Raw genomic sequence first — 17,763 nt, forward strand, 5'->3', positions numbered from 1 at the left:
GCCTTTCTTGATTCACGATCAACCGCTCAAGGAGCACTCCATGGCCCCGGTCAATTTCTTCATGAACATCCTGTGGCTTATTCTCGGCGGCTTGTGGCTTGGCATCGGCTGGTATCTGGCCGGCGTGGTCATGGCCATCACCATCATCGGCATTCCCTGGGCCCGGGCCTGCTTCGTCATGGGCAACCTGGCGTTTTGGCCCTTTGGCAAGGAAGTGGTGGACCGCCGCGACGTGTCCGGCCCGGACCTCGGCACCGGAACCTTCGGCTTCATCGGCAACGTCATCTGGTTCGTGCTGGCCGGGGTGTGGCTGGCCATCGGCCATCTGCTGGCGGCGGTGGCCAACTTCGTGACCATCATCGGCATCCCGTTCGCGTTGCAGCACCTCAAGCTGGCCGGCCTGGCCCTGGCCCCCATCGGCAAGACGGTCATCGACAAACGCTACTAGATTCACCTTGTCAACCGGGCGCGGCCAGCGCAGCAGCCAACCCGGCGGCCGCGCCCACCACAACGCCGGCCAGCTTTCCACAAGAACCGGCCCTTGGCCATCGGAGCCGTCATGCAGTACATTCTCTTGGCCCTGGCCCTGGCGGCCGGGGCGTTCATGCCCATCCAGGCCGGGGTCAACACCAAGCTGGCCGGAGTGGTCGGCGGGGCCATCCCTTCGGCCTTCGTCTCGTTTTTGGTCGGGACCCTGGCCTTGGGCGTCATCTTGGGCGTCACGGGCCAGGGCGTGCCCTTTACGGCCGCCTACAAGGCTTCGCCGTGGTGGTACTGGATCGGCGGGACCATGGGGGCGTTTTTTGTCACGGCCACGGTGATCCTGGCCCCGCGCATCGGCGGCGGGGCCATGATCGCCCTGACCCTGGCCGGCCAGGTGGCGGCCTCCATGGCGCTGGATCATTTCGGGCTGCTCGGCTTTCCGCACATCCCCTTCGACCTCAAGCGCCTGATCGGGTCCGTCCTGCTCCTGGCCGGCGTCTATCTCATCCGATTTTAAACGCTTGTCATCCCCAGTTTGGGGGTCTGGGGGCCTTAGGCCCCCAGCGGGGCGTGGGGCAGCGCCCCACTCTTCTCTTTTCCCTTATTCCAATTCCATTTCTCAAGCGAAAGCACATTGCAAACAATATATTGATTTAAATTTTATACTTATAAAACATAACTGTCGTTATGTTTTATAATGGGCATTAGCCCCGCGCCCGGCGCACGGCCACGGTCTCGCCGCCGATGCCCCAGCTGTCGCAGTCGACTTCCTCAATGATGACAAAGGTGGTTTGGGGGTTCTTGCCCATGACGTCGCGCAGGACGTTGGTGACGCCTTCGATGACCTTGGCTTTCTGCTCGGCGGTGGCGCCGTCGCGGGTGATCTTGATATTGACCAGGGGCATGGGGTTCTCCTTTTGGGGTCAGGCCGGGCCGAACGCGGCAGCCGTCAGGGCCGAGGCCTCTTCAAGCCAGCCTCGGCGCTGTCCCGAACTGCTCGTGACAAGGGTTTCGAACATGCGGCGGCGCACATCGGCCACGCCGCACAGGCCAAAGACGCAGTCCTTCCAGATGCGTTCCAGGGGATCGCCAAAGACCTCGCGTTCCCTCTGGGCCGCCGTGTTGGACGTGTTGAGGACCACGGCCGCGCGGGCGGCCAGCAAGCCGCGCGGCACGCCTTCGCCGCCGTCGCCTTCCAGGAACTCGTAGGCCAGGCCGGGCCGCATGACCCGGTCCACCCAGCCGACCAGCACGGCCGGCGGCATGCCCCACCAGTTGGGATGGACGATGACGAAGCCCTCGGCCGCGGCCGCCTCCCGGCAATGGCTGGCAATAAGCGGCGGCAGGGACGCGTCGCGTGGAATCTCGGCAGCCGGCAAAAGCGCCTCGAAGCCCTCGGCGCAGAGGTCGTGGAACCAGACCTCGACGCCAAGGTCGGCCAGCGTTTCGCAGACGACCCCAGCCAGGGCGTGGTTGAAGCTGCCGGGACGGGGATGGGCCAGGATAACGCTGACCGCCATGGGTTACGCTCCTTCGCCGGGCAGGCCGGCGGTGTCCGGGCGATATTCCAGAATGTCGCCCGGCTGGCAGCCAAGAAAGGCGCAGATGGCCTCCAGGGTGGAGAAACGCACGGCCTTGGCCTTGCCGGTTTTGAGGATGGACAGGTTTTGGGCGGTGATGCCCACGGCTTCGGCCAGCTCCTTGGAGCTGACTTTGCGCCGGGCCAACATGACGTCGAGGTTGACGATGATCGCCATATGGCCGGCCTATACCGTCAGGGCCGCTTCCTCGTCCAGTCGCCGGGCCTCGTCCATGACCCTGGCCATGACCAGGGCGAGACTGGCCAGAAAGACCAACTCCAATTCAGTGGTCCCCACGCCCAGGTTCAGCATATGACGTCCAGGCGGATTGGCGGCGGTGACGGCCATGGAATGCAAAGGGGTGGCGAGCACGGAGCACACCGCCCATATCCACAGCGCCCGGGCCAGGTCCCGAAAAGCCAGCACATTGGCCAGGGAGAAGATGCTGCCTTCCTTGTAGAGGCCAAAAAGCCGGCGCAGCCGCAACAGCGCCAGCATGAGCGCCCCGCCCGGAACCATGGCGGCGGCAAAGCAGAGGACTCTCACCCAGCCCGGCAACTCGGGCGAAACGGCCAGTGCAGCCGCCTCCCGAGTCAAATCGGCAGGCAGGACGTTGAAGGCAGCCCAATACAGGGCAGTCAGCGGAGCAACAACCAAGGCGGCGACGAGGCAAACGGTTTCCAGCAGTCTGCCTAAACGGCTGATGCTTTCCAGATTGGTCTTGGGATCCATGACAAACTCCATTAGTTGGCGGCTTGTTGGGCAAGGGGTTGGATCAGTTCAGCCAAATCCTTTTCGAACTCTTGGTAGAGCGTCTCCCGGCCGCGCATGGCAAATGGCCTGTCGGCCTCGTGAGCGCGCATGGCCGAGAGGATCAGGGAACCGGACCGGACGTCAAGCAGCCGTACCCGATATGCAAAAGCGGTCTCCACATTCCAATACGGCGGCAGCGGCAGATTCACGTTCAATGCACCGCGGCAGACCGCCACTTCCACCAAGGCGACGCTGTCGGCCCCGACACAGCGTGCGGCTGCGGTCAATTCCATGTCAGAGGCGTCGCGCCAGTTGTCGGAACCAAGGGCTGCCGTCAACGCCCCCGCCTGGGCGAGTTCGGTCCCGGGCAGTCCGCCAATGCGCTTTTCGATGAAGCCCCGCAGCCGAGCCGCCTTATCGTTTCCAGCCTTGTCGGTCGCCTCGAACTCAAACCAGGTCAGTACGACGGTCTTGCCCAGGCCCTGGTTTCTGTCGGCCTGTTTCCCGGCCACAAGGCTCGTGGTCGTGGTCCTGGCGCAGCCGCCGGCCAGAACGGCAAGCAACAACAGCGTCCAAATCATTTTCATGGCGTCTCTCCAAACAAATTACGGGTTGGGTGCGGGGCAAACGCCGGCCGACGTCGCCCCGGGTTTCCGTCAGTCCGGACAAGACTCGATAAACAAGCTTGAATTATTGTTCAACGATAATTTTTGATTGTTTTTTAACGGATAGCAGACAAATGCCGTCGCCCATGAAAAAAGCAAAAAATATCAGGCGAACACCTCATGGAACGCGTAGTTCCCAGGCAGGAAACGGACATGAGCGAGGAAACGCGAAAAGACTGGCGCCGGCGGGTTCTGGCCGCCATGCGGCTGATGGAAGCCCGGCTCGACGAGGAATTGTCCCTTGGCGACATCGCCGGGGCGGCCCATTTCTCGCCGTACCACTTCCACCGCATCTTTGTCGGCATGACCGGCGAGACAGTGGGGGCCTATCTGCGCCGGCTGCGCCTGGAGCGGGCCGCCCAGCGCCTGTGCTACGGCGACCAGCCGGTGACCGCCGTGGCCCTGGAAGCCGGCTTCGAGTCGCCCGAAGCCTTTGCCCGGGCCTTTCGCGCCGCCTACGCCACGACCCCCTCGGCCTGGCGGCAAGCCAGCCGGGAGCGCAAGGGGCCGCCCGAAACCCCCAAACACCTGCCCCCTAGAAAGGAGTTCGTCATCATGGAACTGGACGTCGTCATCAAAACCCTGCCGGTCATGAAGGTGGCCTGCGTGCGCCACGTCGGCCCCTACGACCAGTGCGAGCCGGCCTGGACCGCCCTTTGCGCCAAGGCCGGGTCGCTGGGCCTTTTCGGACCGGACACGAAGTTCATCGGCATCGGCCATGACGATCCGCAGATCACGCCGCCGGAAAAAATCCGCTACGACGCCTGCATGACCGTGCCCGACAGTTTCACCGGCACGCCCGATCTGCCGGTAGCCACCATCGGCGGCCGGGACTACGCCAGCGCCGTGGTCAAAGGGCCGTACACGAACCTGGCCCCGGCCTACGCTTGGCTGTGCGGCGTCTGGGGACCGGACTGCGGCCGGGAATTCGCCATGGAGCCGAGCATGGAAATCTACCTCAATGATCCCAAAACCACCCCGCCCGACCAACTGCTCACCGAAATCCTCGTCCCGATCGGCCCGGCGCGGTAGCGCGCGGGGAGTGCCTCCGGCGGCCAGGAGAGGCTCTGCCTCTCCTGGACCTCTCCGCCGGGGGCCTGAGGCCCCCGGACCCCCCATCCAAAGAAACGGCCCGGGACGCACGCGCGTCCCGGGCCGTTTCTTTGGGGGGAGAAAAATGACGATCAGCCGCCGCCGAAGCCGGCCAGCCCCACGCCCGTGCGCGGCAGGATCAACTCGCCCTTGCCCATCTGGGAAAACATGGCCCGGGTGAGCTTGCCGGCCGGATCAAGATAGGCCGTCAGCGTAAACGGCACCATAGGGCCGCGCACCTTCTCCACCAGCGGATTGACGGCGATAAACCGCAGGTCCTGAAAGGCCAGGGCCGTGCCGTCAGGCGTGGCGGAAGCCGATTTGACCGGAAAATCCGTGAACCAGACATAATAGGAGAACACCGGAGCCTGCTTGCCCAGCCGCTCCAGCTCGTCGCGCCCGGCCCGCTCGAAACGCCGCTCGGGAAGCAGGGTATCGGGAGCGGCCAGGGTCAGACCCGTCAGTACATAGTCGTTGCCTTCCTCGGCGATGATCTTCCACCACAAGGGCGCGAAGGCGTCGGGCTGGGCCGTCACGCGCGTGGGCTTCTCGCCCCGGGCCACGAGCAGCTCCCGGGCATGGGCGGACACGGCCTGGCCCACGCCAAAGCCGATGGCTGGCCAGGCCAGCATGACGGCCAGCCCGGCCACGGCCAGCTTCTTGCCCGCCGCCGGGCGCAGGACAGCGGCCACGGCCAAGCCGATCAGGGCCAGGCTGTAGATTGGATCAATGATGAAGACCGAGGGCACGGACACCCGAACATCGGAAAAAGGCAGAAAAACGCCTGTTCCGTAGGAAGTGATGCAGTCGAGAAAGAGGTGGGAGAGCACGCCTAAATAAAAAAGCACAAAGAGCCTCGAGGCCTTCGCCCCCCCGGCGAATCGGGAAACGACAAGGGCCAACAGCCAGGCCATAAGCGCCCCGCCAAGCAGCGAATGGGTGTAGCCCCGGTGGTGGCGCATGTAGGCTTCAGCGCCAAAAAACGTAACGATATTATCAATATCCGGCATCCAGGCAGCCAGTGCCGAAAGGGGGACAAGGGCTCTTACGCCCGGGAAACGATCCTTGGCCGCCTGGCCTAAAAGTACGCCCGCCGTGATGTGGGTAACTGGATCCATGCGACAACTTCCTCACGTTTCAAAGACGGATTTGGGGAGGATAGGGCTTTTTTCGCATTTGACAAGGATAGCCGCTGCGCTACAGTGCGCCCCGGCGCATTCGCGCCCAAATCACCCTTTTTTTCGGAGCGATCATGGCAGACAAGTCGCCGGACACCAAGGAATTGCCGGCCGAGGGCGAATTCGCCGCGCTCATGGAGGCCTCTTTGGCCGAGCGCGGCGGTGAGATCCATGTTGGAGACCGCATCACCGGACCCGTCATCGCCGTCACCGAGACCACGCTTGTGGTCGACACCGGCACCAAACTCGACGGCGTGGCCGACAAGTCGGAATTTCTCGACGACAACGGCCAACTGACGGTGGGCGAAGGCGACGAGGTCACCCTCTACGTCGTCTCGGTGCGGGGCGACGAAGTGGCCCTGTCCAAAGCCCTCTCCGGCCAGGGCGGCGCGGAAGCGTTGCGCGAAGCCTACGAGAACAATGTCCCGGTGGAAGGCAAGGTGACGGCGGCCCGCAAAGGCGGCTTCGACGTCGAGATCGTCCACCGCCGGGCCTTCTGTCCGGTCAGCCAGATCGATCTGGCCTTTACCGACAATCCCGAAGCCCACGTGGGCCAGACCTACCAGTTCGCCATCATCACTTTCGAGCGTGACGGCAAGAACATCGTGGTGTCGCGCCGCAAGCTCCTGGAGCAGGCCCGGGTCGAGTCCGAGCTGCGCTTCATGGAGACGGTCCAGCCCGGCGACGTGGTGCCGGCCGTCATCAGCCGTCTGGTGGCCTTTGGCGCGTTCGCCGAGGTGGCTCCGGGGCTGGAAGGCCTCATCCATTTGTCCGAGCTGTCCTGGTCCCGGGCCGAAAAGGCCGAGGACGCCGTGACGCCGGGCGAAGCCGTCACCGTCAAGGTGCTGGCCTTTGACCGCGACAAGAAAGGCCGTCCGCGCATTTCCTTGTCCATCAAGCAGGCCGGGGCCGATCCCTGGGACAGCGTCGGCGACCAGTTCACTGTCGGCGACAAGGTCGAGGGCAAGGTGGTGCGTCTGGCCGACTTTGGCGCGTTCGTGGAAATCGCCCCGGGCATCGAGGGCCTTATCCACGTCAGTGAGATGAGCCATGTCCGCCGGGTGGCCAAGCCGGGCGACGTGGTCGCCGTGGGCGACGCCGTCACCGTGGCCGTCAAGGACATCGACCTGACCAAGCGCCGCATTGGCCTTAGCCTCAAGGAAGCCGCCGGCGACCCCTGGCAGGGCGTGGCCGAGACCTTCCCCATCGGTGCCACCGTCACCGGCACGGTGGAAAACCGCCAGCAGTTCGGCATCTTCGTCAATCTGGCCCCCGGCGTCACCGGACTTCTGCCGGCTTCCAAGCTGCGCGACGCCCTGGAACCCCAGACCTACGAACGCCTGAAAATCGGCGACGAGACCACGGTCATCGTCTCCGAGATCGACAGCGACAAGCGCAAGATGACCCTGTCCCCGATCGGCGGGCAGAAGGAACGGGAAAATCCCGACGAATGGAAGCGCTTCGTCAAGAAGGAAAAGGCGGCGGCCCCCAGCGGCGGCCTTGGGCTTCTGGGCGAAAAGCTCCAAGAGGCCATGTCTCGCAAGAAGAAGTAAGGCCATCCCCGCGCCGGCAAAACGTCGGCGCGGGGATGCTGTTCCGTAACGTCCAGGCCGCAAGTCTAGGGCGTTGCGGGAAGCCACGAAACGAGGCCAAGCCGAGTCCCGGCCCTGCCGGGTTCATGTTCAGGCGGCCCTCACTCCGTTCTTCGGGCGGAGCGCAGGGCCGCTTGCATTGTCGCCCCTTGTCCTGCATGTAAGCGCCAATTGACGCGCGCGCCCGATTTGGGCGGCGCTTGTGGAGGAAGGATATGGCCGTAGAGCCCAATAAGATCATCTATTCGATGATCCGCGTCAGCAAGTTCCACGACAAAAAACCCATCATCAAGGACATCTCGCTGTCCTATTTCTACGGCGCCAAGATCGGCGTGCTGGGCCTCAACGGCTCGGGCAAATCCACCCTGCTCAAGATCCTGGCTGGCGTGGACAAGGATTTCCAGGGCGAGACCGTGCTCACCCCGGGCCATACCATCGGCTACCTGGAACAGGACCCGCTGGTGGACGTCACCAAGACCGTGCGCGAGGTGGTCGAGGAAGGCGTGGCCGAGACCGTGGCTTTGCTCAAGGAATTCGAGGACATCAACGCCGCCTTTGCCGAGCCCATGGACGACGACGCCATGAATAAGCTCATCGAGCGCCAGGGCGAGGTGCAGGAAAAGCTCGACGCCTGCGACGCCTGGGATCTCGACAGCCGCCTGGACATGGCCATGGACGCCCTGCGCTGCCCGCCGGCCGACACGCCTTGCAACGTGCTCTCCGGCGGCGAACGCCGCCGCGTGGCCCTGTGCCGGCTGTTCCTGCAAAAGCCCGACATCATGCTCCTCGACGAACCCACCAACCACCTGGACGCCGAGTCCGTGGCCTGGATGGAGCATTTCCTGCACGGCTACCCCGGCACGGTCATTGCCGTCACTCACGACCGCTACTTCCTGGACAACGTGGCCGGCTGGATTCTGGAACTCGACCGGGGCCGGGGCATCCCCTGGAAGGGCAACTACACCTCGTGGCTGGAGCAGAAGCAGGAGCGTCTGCGCCAAGAGGAAAAAAGCGAGAGCGAACGGTCCAAGACCCTGGCCCGGGAACTGGAATGGGTGCGCATGTCGCCGCGCGGCCGCCACGCCAAATCCAAGGCCCGTATCGCCGCTTACGAATCCCTGGCCTCCCAGGAATCCGACCGTCTGGCCAAGGAACTGGAAATCTTCATCCCGCCCGGACCGCGCCTGGGCAAGAACGTCATCGAGGCCGAGGGCGTGTCCAAGGGCTTCGACGACCGCCTGCTCTTTGAGAATCTGACCTTCACCGTGCCGCGCGGCGCCATCGTCGGCATCATCGGCCCCAACGGCGCGGGCAAGACCACCATGTTCCGCCTCATCACCGGCCAGGAAACCGTGGACAGCGGAGCCTTCAAGCTCGGCGACACCGTGCAGCTGGCCCACGTGGACCAGAGCCGCGAGGCGCTCGATCCCGAGAAGTCGGTCTTCGAGGTGGTGGGCGAAGGCTATGACACCATCCGGCTGGGCAACAAGGACGTCAACGCCCGGGCCTACATCGCCCGCTTCAACTTCACCGGCGGCGACCAGCAAAAAAAGGTCAAGGTGCTCTCCGGCGGCGAGAAAAACCGCCTGCACCTGGCCCTTATGCTCAAAAGCGGCGCCAACGTCCTGCTTTTGGACGAACCGACCAACGATCTCGACGTCAACACCCTGCGCGCCCTGGAAGAAGCCCTGCTCTCCTTTGCCGGCTCGGCCCTGGTCATCAGCCACGACCGCTGGTTCCTGGATCGCGTGGCCACCCACATTCTGGCCTTCGAAGGTGAGAGCCAGGCCGTCTTTTTCGACGGCAACTTCACCGAGTACGAGGCCGACCGCAAAGCACGCCTGGGAGCCGACGCCGATATCCCCCACCGTATCAAATACCGCCATTTCAGCCGCGCCTAGTTCGCGCCGCGGATAAAGCCCTTCAGCCGCCCGCCCTGCAACAGGGGCGGGCGGCTTTTTTGTTGCCAGATCACGGCCAAGTCTTGTGACAGATCGCCCAATCTAACGCCATTGCCTCCTCATTGAAGACACGACCTCCCAGCACAAGCTTTTTGGTGCGATAGTGCAAAAATACTCTTGTACTTCATGAAAGTGACAAAAAGAACAAATACAACAATATTGACACCAAACAATCATTTCTCTATCGAATTTACTAGTAGAGAAGAGTATGAGCACCATGTTGATTCCTTCAACCTTGCCAAAGGCTTACCATATGCACTCTTGCAAATCGTAAAACTGATTTCGGTGTTGTTGTCGTCGTTGTGCTGTCTTCGCCACACTGCAAGGAGTTGTCGATGTCTCACCCGACCCGCGACGTTATCGGGCCGATCCAATCCGCCGCCCTGGCCGCCCTGGCCGCCGCCAACCTGAGCCTTGCCGTAGCCCTGTCCCTGTCCCCCGATTGGCTCCAAACCACGCCCGCCCTGCTCCCCCTGTCCGCCGTGGGCTGGAGCGTGCTGGCCGTCTGGGGCGCGACGGTTTACGCGCGCCTGTCCAGACTGGCCCGAACCGCCGTTGCCGCCACGGGCACGCTGGACGCCCTGGCCGCCGGCAATCTGGCCGCCACGCCGCCGCCCGTGGGCCTGGCCGCCCGCAACCGCTTCCGCGACTTTTGCGTGAGTGACAAAAACGCCGTCACCACCATCGCCGCCTATTCCCGGGAGTTCGAGTCCAGCTCCAGCGCGGCCAGCGCCATGGCCGCAGCTTCCAAGGACGACGCCGCCGCCATCGACGCCAGGGCCCGCCAACTCGCCCGGGACATGGAAACCATGGACGCCGCCGCCGACGATACCGCCGCCCACATCGCCTCGGTGGCCGCATCGGTGGAGCAGACGCGCCAAGCCAGCGACGAGATCGCCGCCAGCGTGGATCGGGCCAGGGAGGCTGTGGAACGCGCCGCCGAGGCGGCCCGTCGCAACGCCGTGGAAATCGCCGGCCTTGGAGAGCGCGCCGCGACAGGCGCAACCGGCCTGCGCCAGGTGGCCGACTCCATTGTCGGCGTGCGCGACCAGGCGTCCAATCTCCAACGCGACATGGCGGCGCTAGGGCGCGACAGCCAATCCATCGGCGAAGTGCTCGGCGTTATCGCCGACATCGCCGACCAGACCAACCTGCTCGCCCTCAATGCCGCCATCGAGGCGGCCCGGGCCGGCGAGTCCGGCCGGGGGTTCGCCGTAGTGGCCGACGAGGTCCGCAAACTGGCCGAAAAGACCATGACCGCCACCCGGGACGTGGGCGCGGCCATCACCTCTATCCAGGCCATGGCCAAGGGCAACGTGGCGGCGACGGAGCAGGCCGTGGCCGCCGTGGAAGCCAGCGCCCGGCTGGCCGAGGAACAGATCGCCGGAGCCGAGGGGCTCATGCGGGCCATGGGCGACGTCGGCGGCGAGGTCGGAGCCATCGCCGAAACCGTGGACAGCCTGCGGGATATGATCTTCACCAGCTCCAACGCCACGGAAGAGCATTCCCAGGCCACGGCCGCCATTGCCGAAAGCCTCTCCGGCGCGGCGCGCATCGCCGAGAACATGCGCGAACAAGCCCGCCACGGCCTGGACGCGGCCCGGGACATCTCCGGCCGAGCGGCCGGCGTGGCCGAGTCCGTAGCCGGCATGGCCGCCGCCTCCCAGCAGGTCAATTCCTCGTCCCGGGAGCTGACGCGCTTAACCGGCTTGCTGACCGACCAGATCGGCCAGTTCGACCTTGGCAAGCCGCCCTTTGACATTGCCGCCGTCAAGACGGCCCACCTGGCCTGGCGGGCCAGGCTGGAGTCGATCCTGCTCGGGCACATCCGCCTTGATCCCTCGGAGGTGGCCGACCACCACCAGTGCCAGTTCGGCAAGTGGTACGACGCCGACGGCCGCCGTTCCTTCGCCGGCCAGCCGATTTTCGACGAGATCGGCCGCCATCACGAGCAGGTCCACGCCCTGGCCCGCCGCATTGCCGGGCTCGTCAGCCGGGGCCAAAGCGGCGAAGCCTCGGCCCTCATGGAGCAATTCGAGACCGTTCGCGTCCAGCTGTTCGACGCCCTCAATCGGTTGTATCTGGAAAAGACGGCCTAAAGCTTTGGCCTGCCGGCTGCGGCCGGAGTGTAGAAGAGGGGAAGGCGCGTGAGACGGCCAGTCAACAGGCCTTGCACCTCCCCAAAATGACAACGGCCGCCTCCGATTACGGGGCGGCCGTTGTTTGATGCGTCCGAGGGCTGGTGATCAGCGGTTTTTCACCCGCTGCACGGCCACCATGGATTCCAGATTGAATTTCTTCACCCGATAGCCCATCTGCCGGGGCGTGATGCCGAGTTCCCTGGCCGCTTTGTGCTGGATGCCGCCATGGCGGCGCAGGGCGTCGATGATGACGGACTTTTCCAGGCTTTTGAGCGACGGCGCGCCTTCGCCTTCGCTGCCGTACTCGGCTTCGTAACTGTCGTCGCGGCTGGGGATGGTGAGATAGGGCCGGATGAGGTCGGCGTCGATACGCTCGTTTTCCGCCAGGATAACCAGCCGCTCCACCAGATTCTCCATCTCGCGCACGTTGCCCGGCCAGTCGTACTCCTTGAGCACGGCCAGGGCCTCGGTGGAAAAGGTCAGGTTGCGGGCGTATTCCTTGGAAACCTTGTTGAGGAAATGGATGATGAGGCTTTGGATGTCCTCCTTGCGCTCCCGAAGCGGCGGGGTCTGCAAGGGAAAGACGTTTAAGCGGTAATAGAGGTCCGGCCGGAACGCGCCGACCTCGGCCAGAGCGGCCAGATCCTTGTTGGTGGCGGCCAGGATGCGCACGTCCACCTGCCGGGTCTTGTTGCTGCCAAGGCGCTCGAATTCCTTGTCCTGCAGCACACGCAGGAGCTTGGCCTGAAGCCCCAGGGGCAGTTCGCCGATCTCGTCGAGAAAGATGGTCCCCTTGTTGGCTTCCTCGAAACGGCCGGGCTTGGTCTGGTCCGCGCCGGTGAACGCGCCCTTTTCGTAGCCGAACAGTTCCGATTCCAGCAGGTTTTCCGGGATCGAGGCGCAGTTTACCTTGATGAAGGGATAGTCCTTGCGTTCGGAGAGGTCGTGGATGATGCGGCCGATGAGCGTCTTGCCGGTGCCGGATTCGCCAAGCAGCAGCACCGTGGCCCGGGTCGGGGCGACCTTTTCGATCTGGCGCTGGACATCCTGCATGGCCAGGCTGCGCCCGACGATGTACAGCCCCCGGGATTCCTGGGAGAGCTTGAACTTCAGCGAAACGTTCTCGCGCTTGAGGACTTCGACCTTGGCCTCGTACTTCTCGTTGAGGCTCATGAACTGGCCAATCAGCGTGGCCACGACGGTGAGAAAGGCCACGTCCTCGTTGAAGTCCACCTCGTCGCCAAAAAGCCGGTCCACATTGAGCACGCCGATGGGCTGGCCGTGGAGGATGATGGGCACGCCGACAAAGGAGATGCGGTCGCGTTCGATCTTGCGCGACTGGGTCTTGTTGAGAAACAGCGGCTCGTGGCGGATGTCCGGCACCACGTACGGCTCGGCGGTCTGGAAAATAAGTCCGGTGACGCCCTCGCTTAAGCCGTAGACCCCGCGCCGCTTCTCCTCGGGAGACAACCCCTGGGAAACGCTGATGACCAGCTTGCCCGTGGAGCGGTCCACCAAAGTGATGGTGGCCCGCTTCATGGAAAGCGTCTCGGCCAGGATGCGCAGGATGTCCTGGAGCGACTGCTCCAGGTCCAGGGCCTGGTCGATGATGCCGCTTATTGCCTGGAGGCAATGCAGCTGGAGATTCAGGGTCTTTGAAGCCATCGGGAAAGTTCCGCCATCTGGTTGGTCACGGATTGAGGACCTGTGCCGCCGGGTCCGTTGCGCCTGGCCACGGCGGTTTCATACCGTAGCGCCTCGAAAACATCCGACTCTATGGCCGGGGAAAATACACGCAATTGCTCCAAGGTCAATTGCTCCAGGCCGATGCCCAGGGCCTCGGCCTGGGCCACGGCCCGGCCGGTGATGTGGTGGGCTTCCCGGAAGGGCACGCCTTTGGCGGCCAAGTAGTCGGCCAGCTCGGTGGCGTTGAGAAACCCCTGCCCCAGCGCCTCGCGCATCCGCTCGGGGCGGAAGCGCAGCTCGGCGAGCATCCCGGCCATGACCCGAAGCGAGGCCCGCACCGTGTCGTCGGCATCGAAAAAGGGTTCCTTGTCTTCCTGGAGATCGCGGTTGTAGGTCAGCGGCAGGCCCTTGAGCACGGTCAAAAGCCCCATGAGCGAGCCGTAGACCCGCCCCACCCGGCCGCGCATGAGTTCGGCGGCGTCGGGATTTTTCTTCTGGGGCATGATGCTCGACCCGGTGGCGTAGGCGTCGGGCAGGGCGACGTAGCCGAAACGCGGGTTGGCCCAGAGGATGATTTCTTCGCAAAAGCGGCTTAAGTGCGCCATGATGACCGAGGCGCAAAATAGCGACTCCAGGGCGAAATCCCGATCGGACACGGCGTCCATGCTGTTGCCGAAGGCGTGGGAAAAGCCCACCGAGCGCGCCACCATGGACGGGTCCAGGGGATAGGTGGTGCCGGCCAGGGCGGCCGCGCCAAGCGGCGAGACGCGAACGCGCTTCAAGGCGTCCTCGGCCCGCTCGCAGTCGCGCCTGAGCATCCAGGCGTAGGCCAAAAGATGCTGGGCCAGGCTCACCGGCTGGGCCGGCTGGAGATGGGTGCAGCCAGGCAAGAGCGTGTCCTTATGCTCGGCGGCGCGGTCGACAAACACCCCGGCCAGCTCGCGCAAAAGCCTCGTCCACACCTCCAGGCTCTCGGCCACGTAAAGGCGGAAATCCAGGCAGACCTGATCGTTGCGGCTGCGCCCGGTGTGGAGCTTGCCGCCCAAGGGGCCAATGAGCTCGGTCAGGCGCTGCTCGATGTTCATGTGAACGTCTTCCAGCTCCAGCCGCCAGGGAAAGACCCCGGACTCGATCTCTTCCAGCACCAGATCCAGACCGGCCACGATGCGCTCGGCCTCTTCGCCGGCAAGCACGCCGCGCTTGGCCAACATGCGCGCATGGGCCTTGGAGCCGGCAATGTCCTGACGGTACATGCGCCGGTCATAGGAAACGGATTCGCTGTAGGCCTCCATCAAGGCCCCGGTGCCCTCGCCAAACCGCCCGCCCCACATTTTCGTGGACATGTCGCTTTCCTCCGGAAAGAACGAAGCCCGGGGGAGGGAACCCCTTTTTTGCAAAAAAGGGGTTCCCTCCCCCGGGCCCCCTCCCTCCCCAAAAAACTCCAAAGGGGATTGCCGCCCCCCTCTTCCAATGCGGCGCTTCGCCGCTGGCGCACCTTGGGGGCGCAATTTCGGGCAACGTGTCGGCCGGCTTTGCGGCCGGCGCGTTGCCCGAAATTGCGCCCCCAAACGTTCGGCGTCCCGCCGTCCGACGTTCCCGACCGAGCCGCCGCACGCCCTGTCGGGGAGGGTCCGGGAGGGGGTCACCCCCTCCCGGCCGCCGGAGGCATCTTCCTCTTCTCTTCGCTTCTCTACTCGCCCGCTACTGCCCCAGTCCCCGCAACCGCAGCCCCACCAACCGGATGAAGCCGGTGGCGTCGGCCTGGTTGTAGACCTCGTCTTTCTCGAAGGTGGCGAGCTTGGGGTTGTAGAGGCTGTTGGGCGACTTGCGTCCCAGGGGATAGGCCTGGCCCTTGTAAAGTTTGACCCGCACCGTGCCGGTGACGCGCTCCTGGGCCTGATCGATCATGGCCTGCAGGGCCTTGCGTTCCGGGGCGTACCAGAAGCCGTTGTAGACCATTTCGGCGTAGCGCGGGATGAGGCTGTCGCGCAGGTGCATGACTTCGCGGTCCAGGCAGATGCCTTCGAGGTCGCGCCGGGCGATGTGCAGGATGGTGCAGCCCGGGGTCTCGTAGACGCCGCGCGACTTCATGCCGACGAAGCGGTTTTCGACCATGTCGATGCGGCCCACGCCATGTTTGCCGCCAAGGGTGTTGAGCTTTTTGATGAGCGCGGCCGGGGACAGCTTTTCGCCGTCGATGGCCACCGGGTCGCCGTGCTCGAAGTCGATGGTGACGACGTCGGCCACGTCAGGAGCTTTTTCCACGGGCACGGTGAGCAGATAGGTGTCGGCGCTGGGCTCGTTCCAGGGGTCTTCCAGCTCGCCGCCCTCGAAGCTTAAGTGCATGAGGTTGCGGTCCATGCTGTGGTCCGAGCCTTTCTTGTCGGAAGGCACGGGGATGCCGTTGTCCTTGGCGAAATTGAGCAGATCCGTGCGCGAGGCGAAATCCCATTCGCGCCAGGGGGCGATGGTGCGCAGGTCCGGGGCCAGGACGCCGGTGGTCAATTCGAAGCGCACCTGGTCGTTGCCCTTGCCGGTGGCGCCGTGGGCCACGGCCTGAGCGCCCTCGGCCCGGGCCACGTCCACCAGGCGCTTGGCGATAAGCGGCCGGGCAATGGAGGTGCCGAGCAGGTAGCGGCCTTCGTAGATGGCTCCGGCCCGCAGCATGGGGAAGATGAAGTCCTTGGCGAACTCTTCGCGTAGGTCGTCGATGTAGGCCTTGGTCGCGCCGGTTTTGAGGGCCTTTTCTTCCAGGCCGTCAAGTTCCTCTTCCTGGCCGAGGTCGCAGGTGACGGTGATGACTTCGCAGTTGTAGGTCTTTTTGATCCACTTGAGGATGACCGAGGTGTCGAGGCCCCCGGAGTAGGCCAGGACGACTTTCTTGATGGTGCTCATGGCGCTTTCCTTGGATCGGCCGGCCGGCGAGCCGCCAGGAGATCAGGCGGCGGCGACGGGCGGGCCGGAATATTGCTGGATACGGGGCGAACCTTGGCGCGCGGGGGCTAGCCGGCCGCCGTAAAAACCCATTCGAGGATGGCCTTTTGGACGTGGAGCCGGTTTTCGGCCTCGTCCCACACGATGGAGGCCGGGCCTTCCATGACGGCGTCGGTGATCTCCTCGCCCCGGTGGGCGGGGAGACAATGGAGCACCTTGGCCCCGGGCGCGGCCTTGGCCAGCAGGGCGTCGTTGATCTGATAGCCGGCGAAAATCTTCACGCGCGCGGCGTGTTCGGCTTCCTGGCCCATGGAGGCCCAGACGTCGGTATAAAGGTAATCGGCTCCGGCGGCGGCCTCGGCCGGATCGGTGGTAATGGTGACGTCGGCTCCCTGTCCCTGGGCTTTGGCCACCACGGCCGGGTCGGGCTTGTAGCCGTCGGGCGAGGCGATAGCCACGCGGATGGGGAAGCGGGCGGCGGCGTTCACGATGGAATGGGCGATGTTGTTGCCGTCGCCGACGTAGGCCAGTTTCAGGCCGTCGAGGCGGCCGGAGTGCTCGCGCATGGTGAGCAGGTCGGCCATGATCTGGCAAGGATGGTAGGCGTCGGACAGGGCGTTGACCACGGGGATGGAGCCGTAGCCGGCCAGGTCGACCAGCTTGTCGTGGCCGAAGGTGCGCACGATCAGGCAATCGGCGTAGCGCGACAGCACGCGGGCGGTGTCGCGGATGGGCTCATCGCGGCCGAGTTGGGAATCGTTTTGGGTCATGAAGATGGGCCAGCCGCCGAGGTGGCGCACGGCGACCTCGAAGGACACCCGGGTGCGGGTGGAGGCTTTTTCGAAAATGAGAATGCAGGTCTTGCCGGCCAGCAGATCGCTGCGGTGGTCGGCGGCCTTCATGGCAGCGGCCCGGTCGAGGATGCGGGCGGCCTCGTCGCGGCTGAAATCGAGGATGGTCAAAAAATGTCGGGGCATTGCGATATCCTTTCGGAGCGACTTCCCAGAATTGGTAAAAAAGAAATCGTTACCCTTCAACCGCGACGTTTGTAAAGCGCTGTCATGGCCGCCGTGGCCTGCCGCCTTGTCGCCGCGTTGACCGGGGCCAGGGCCGGTGCTAGAAGCGGCAGATGGGAAAACCTCCCCGTCTGCCGGCCAGAACGAGGCAGGGGCGGAGGCGACAGGCCGGCATGTGTTCCCGGCCCAGGAGGCTTGCATGAAGACGATCTGGAATCTCTTGGCATTGTTGGGATTGGTCGCGGCGCTTTCGGGCTGCACGGTCACGGCCGCGCCCATGGTCTACGTGCCGCCGCCGGCCTGCCCCGAAGGCTACTACTACGCTTCGGGCTACGGCTGTATCCCCTTGCCGGCCGGCGTGGTCGTGCCGCCGGACGCGGTCTACGCCGTGGTCAACACTCAGGGGTTGAGCCTTCGCAGCTGCGGTTCCACGCGTTGCGACATCATCAACTCCCTCAATGTCGGCGAACAGGTGCAGGTGCTCAGCCACCAAGGGGACTGGACCCATGTCTGGGCCTTTACCCGAGGCCAGGAAGGCTGGGTGGCCAGCCGCTACCTCAACTAGCTGGGCCATGGGCGGCGACCCGCCCGACACGGTCTTTTTCCGAAACAAACGTCCTTGTTCCCCGAGGCCGCCAATCAGGCGACCTCGGGGACATGACGACGCCCCAGCCAGGTTGGC

The 17,763-nt window shown here is 64.5% G+C and carries 17 protein-coding genes; 7 read left to right on the forward strand and 10 right to left on the reverse strand.

The window, feature by feature from the left end; translation table 11 throughout:
* The first annotated feature begins 40 nt into the window (after positions 1-40).
* Positions 41-448 carry a YccF domain-containing protein gene (locus C3Y92_RS12420; protein WP_129352968.1) on the forward strand — a complete coding sequence of 136 codons (408 nt, stop codon included), beginning with the start codon at positions 41-43 and terminating at the stop codon, positions 446-448.
* Positions 449-559: 111 nt separating this feature from the next.
* Positions 560-1,000, forward strand: coding sequence for a DMT family transporter (locus C3Y92_RS12425; protein ID WP_129352970.1), 441 nt, complete (start codon positions 560-562; stop codon positions 998-1,000).
* A gap of 187 nt (positions 1,001-1,187) precedes the next feature.
* On the opposite strand, the gene C3Y92_RS12430 is transcribed toward C3Y92_RS12425, so the two are convergent.
* Genes C3Y92_RS12430 through C3Y92_RS12450 form a run of 5 tightly spaced genes read right to left on the reverse strand, consistent with a single transcriptional unit; the run spans position 1,188 to position 3,397 of the window.
* A complete protein-coding gene (locus tag C3Y92_RS12430; protein WP_006922317.1) occupies positions 1,188-1,388 on the reverse strand; it encodes a tautomerase family protein in 201 nt (66 codons plus the stop codon).
* Positions 1,389-1,406: 18 nt separating this feature from the next.
* Complete coding sequence (locus C3Y92_RS12435) at positions 1,407-2,003, reverse strand: NAD(P)H-dependent oxidoreductase (protein WP_129352972.1); 597 nt, start codon at positions 2,001-2,003, stop codon at positions 1,407-1,409.
* 3 nt (positions 2,004-2,006) lie between these two features.
* Positions 2,007-2,240: a helix-turn-helix domain-containing protein gene (locus C3Y92_RS12440; protein WP_129352974.1), complete on the reverse strand. Its 234-nt coding sequence runs from the start codon at positions 2,238-2,240 to the stop codon at positions 2,007-2,009.
* A gap of 9 nt (positions 2,241-2,249) precedes the next feature.
* Positions 2,250-2,795 carry a DUF2975 domain-containing protein gene (locus C3Y92_RS12445; RefSeq protein ID WP_129352976.1) on the reverse strand — a complete coding sequence of 182 codons (546 nt, stop codon included), beginning with the start codon at positions 2,793-2,795 and terminating at the stop codon, positions 2,250-2,252.
* 11 nt (positions 2,796-2,806) lie between these two features.
* A complete protein-coding gene (locus C3Y92_RS12450; RefSeq protein WP_235669477.1) occupies positions 2,807-3,397 on the reverse strand; it encodes a hypothetical protein in 591 nt (196 codons plus the stop codon).
* 237 nt (positions 3,398-3,634) lie between these two features.
* On the opposite strand from C3Y92_RS12450, the gene C3Y92_RS12455 reads away from it, so the two are divergent.
* On the forward strand, positions 3,635-4,513 hold the full coding sequence (locus tag C3Y92_RS12455) for an AraC family transcriptional regulator (RefSeq protein ID WP_129352980.1): 879 nt from the start codon (positions 3,635-3,637) through the stop codon (positions 4,511-4,513).
* A 152-nt stretch (positions 4,514-4,665) separates the two neighbouring features.
* On the opposite strand, the gene C3Y92_RS12460 is transcribed toward C3Y92_RS12455, so the two are convergent.
* A complete protein-coding gene (locus C3Y92_RS12460) occupies positions 4,666-5,691 on the reverse strand; it encodes a metal-dependent hydrolase (protein ID WP_129352982.1) in 1,026 nt (341 codons plus the stop codon).
* 134 nt (positions 5,692-5,825) lie between these two features.
* Here C3Y92_RS12460 and C3Y92_RS12465 point away from each other — a divergent pair, with 134 nt between their 5' ends.
* From C3Y92_RS12465 to C3Y92_RS12475, 3 genes are all read left to right on the forward strand, one after another.
* Positions 5,826-7,304, forward strand: coding sequence for a 30S ribosomal protein S1 (locus C3Y92_RS12465; protein ID WP_129352984.1), 1,479 nt, complete (start codon positions 5,826-5,828; stop codon positions 7,302-7,304).
* Between the two features lie 254 nt (positions 7,305-7,558).
* Complete coding sequence (ettA, locus tag C3Y92_RS12470) at positions 7,559-9,244, forward strand: energy-dependent translational throttle protein EttA (RefSeq protein ID WP_015861314.1); 1,686 nt, start codon at positions 7,559-7,561, stop codon at positions 9,242-9,244.
* Positions 9,245-9,639: 395 nt separating this feature from the next.
* Positions 9,640-11,403 (forward strand): methyl-accepting chemotaxis protein, encoded by a 1,764-nt coding sequence (locus C3Y92_RS12475; protein WP_235669478.1) that lies wholly within the window; start codon positions 9,640-9,642, stop codon positions 11,401-11,403.
* 147 nt (positions 11,404-11,550) lie between these two features.
* Here the strand turns inward: C3Y92_RS12475 and C3Y92_RS12480 are convergent, their stop codons facing one another.
* The 4 genes from C3Y92_RS12480 to argF all read right to left on the reverse strand — a co-directional run bounded on the left by C3Y92_RS12480 (position 11,551) and on the right by argF (position 17,042).
* Positions 11,551-13,110: a sigma 54-interacting transcriptional regulator gene (locus C3Y92_RS12480; protein WP_129352988.1), complete on the reverse strand. Its 1,560-nt coding sequence runs from the start codon at positions 13,108-13,110 to the stop codon at positions 11,551-11,553.
* A complete protein-coding gene (argH, locus tag C3Y92_RS12485; RefSeq protein WP_129352990.1) occupies positions 13,092-14,474 on the reverse strand; it encodes an argininosuccinate lyase in 1,383 nt (460 codons plus the stop codon). The genes C3Y92_RS12480 and argH overlap by 19 nt, the downstream gene beginning before the upstream one ends.
* 358 nt (positions 14,475-14,832) lie before the next feature.
* Positions 14,833-16,026, reverse strand: coding sequence for an argininosuccinate synthase (locus tag C3Y92_RS12490; protein ID WP_129352992.1), 1,194 nt, complete (start codon positions 16,024-16,026; stop codon positions 14,833-14,835).
* Between the two features lie 107 nt (positions 16,027-16,133).
* Positions 16,134-17,042: an ornithine carbamoyltransferase gene (argF, locus tag C3Y92_RS12495; protein WP_129352994.1), complete on the reverse strand. Its 909-nt coding sequence runs from the start codon at positions 17,040-17,042 to the stop codon at positions 16,134-16,136.
* A 238-nt stretch (positions 17,043-17,280) separates the two neighbouring features.
* Here argF and C3Y92_RS12500 point away from each other — a divergent pair, with 238 nt between their 5' ends.
* A complete protein-coding gene (locus tag C3Y92_RS12500; RefSeq protein ID WP_129352996.1) occupies positions 17,281-17,646 on the forward strand; it encodes an SH3 domain-containing protein in 366 nt (121 codons plus the stop codon).
* Positions 17,647-17,763: the final 117 nt, after the last annotated feature.

Origin of the sequence: Solidesulfovibrio carbinolicus (assembly GCF_004135975.1) — a bacterium.
GTDB classification, from domain to species: Bacteria; Desulfobacterota; Desulfovibrionia; order Desulfovibrionales; family Desulfovibrionaceae; genus Solidesulfovibrio; species Solidesulfovibrio carbinolicus.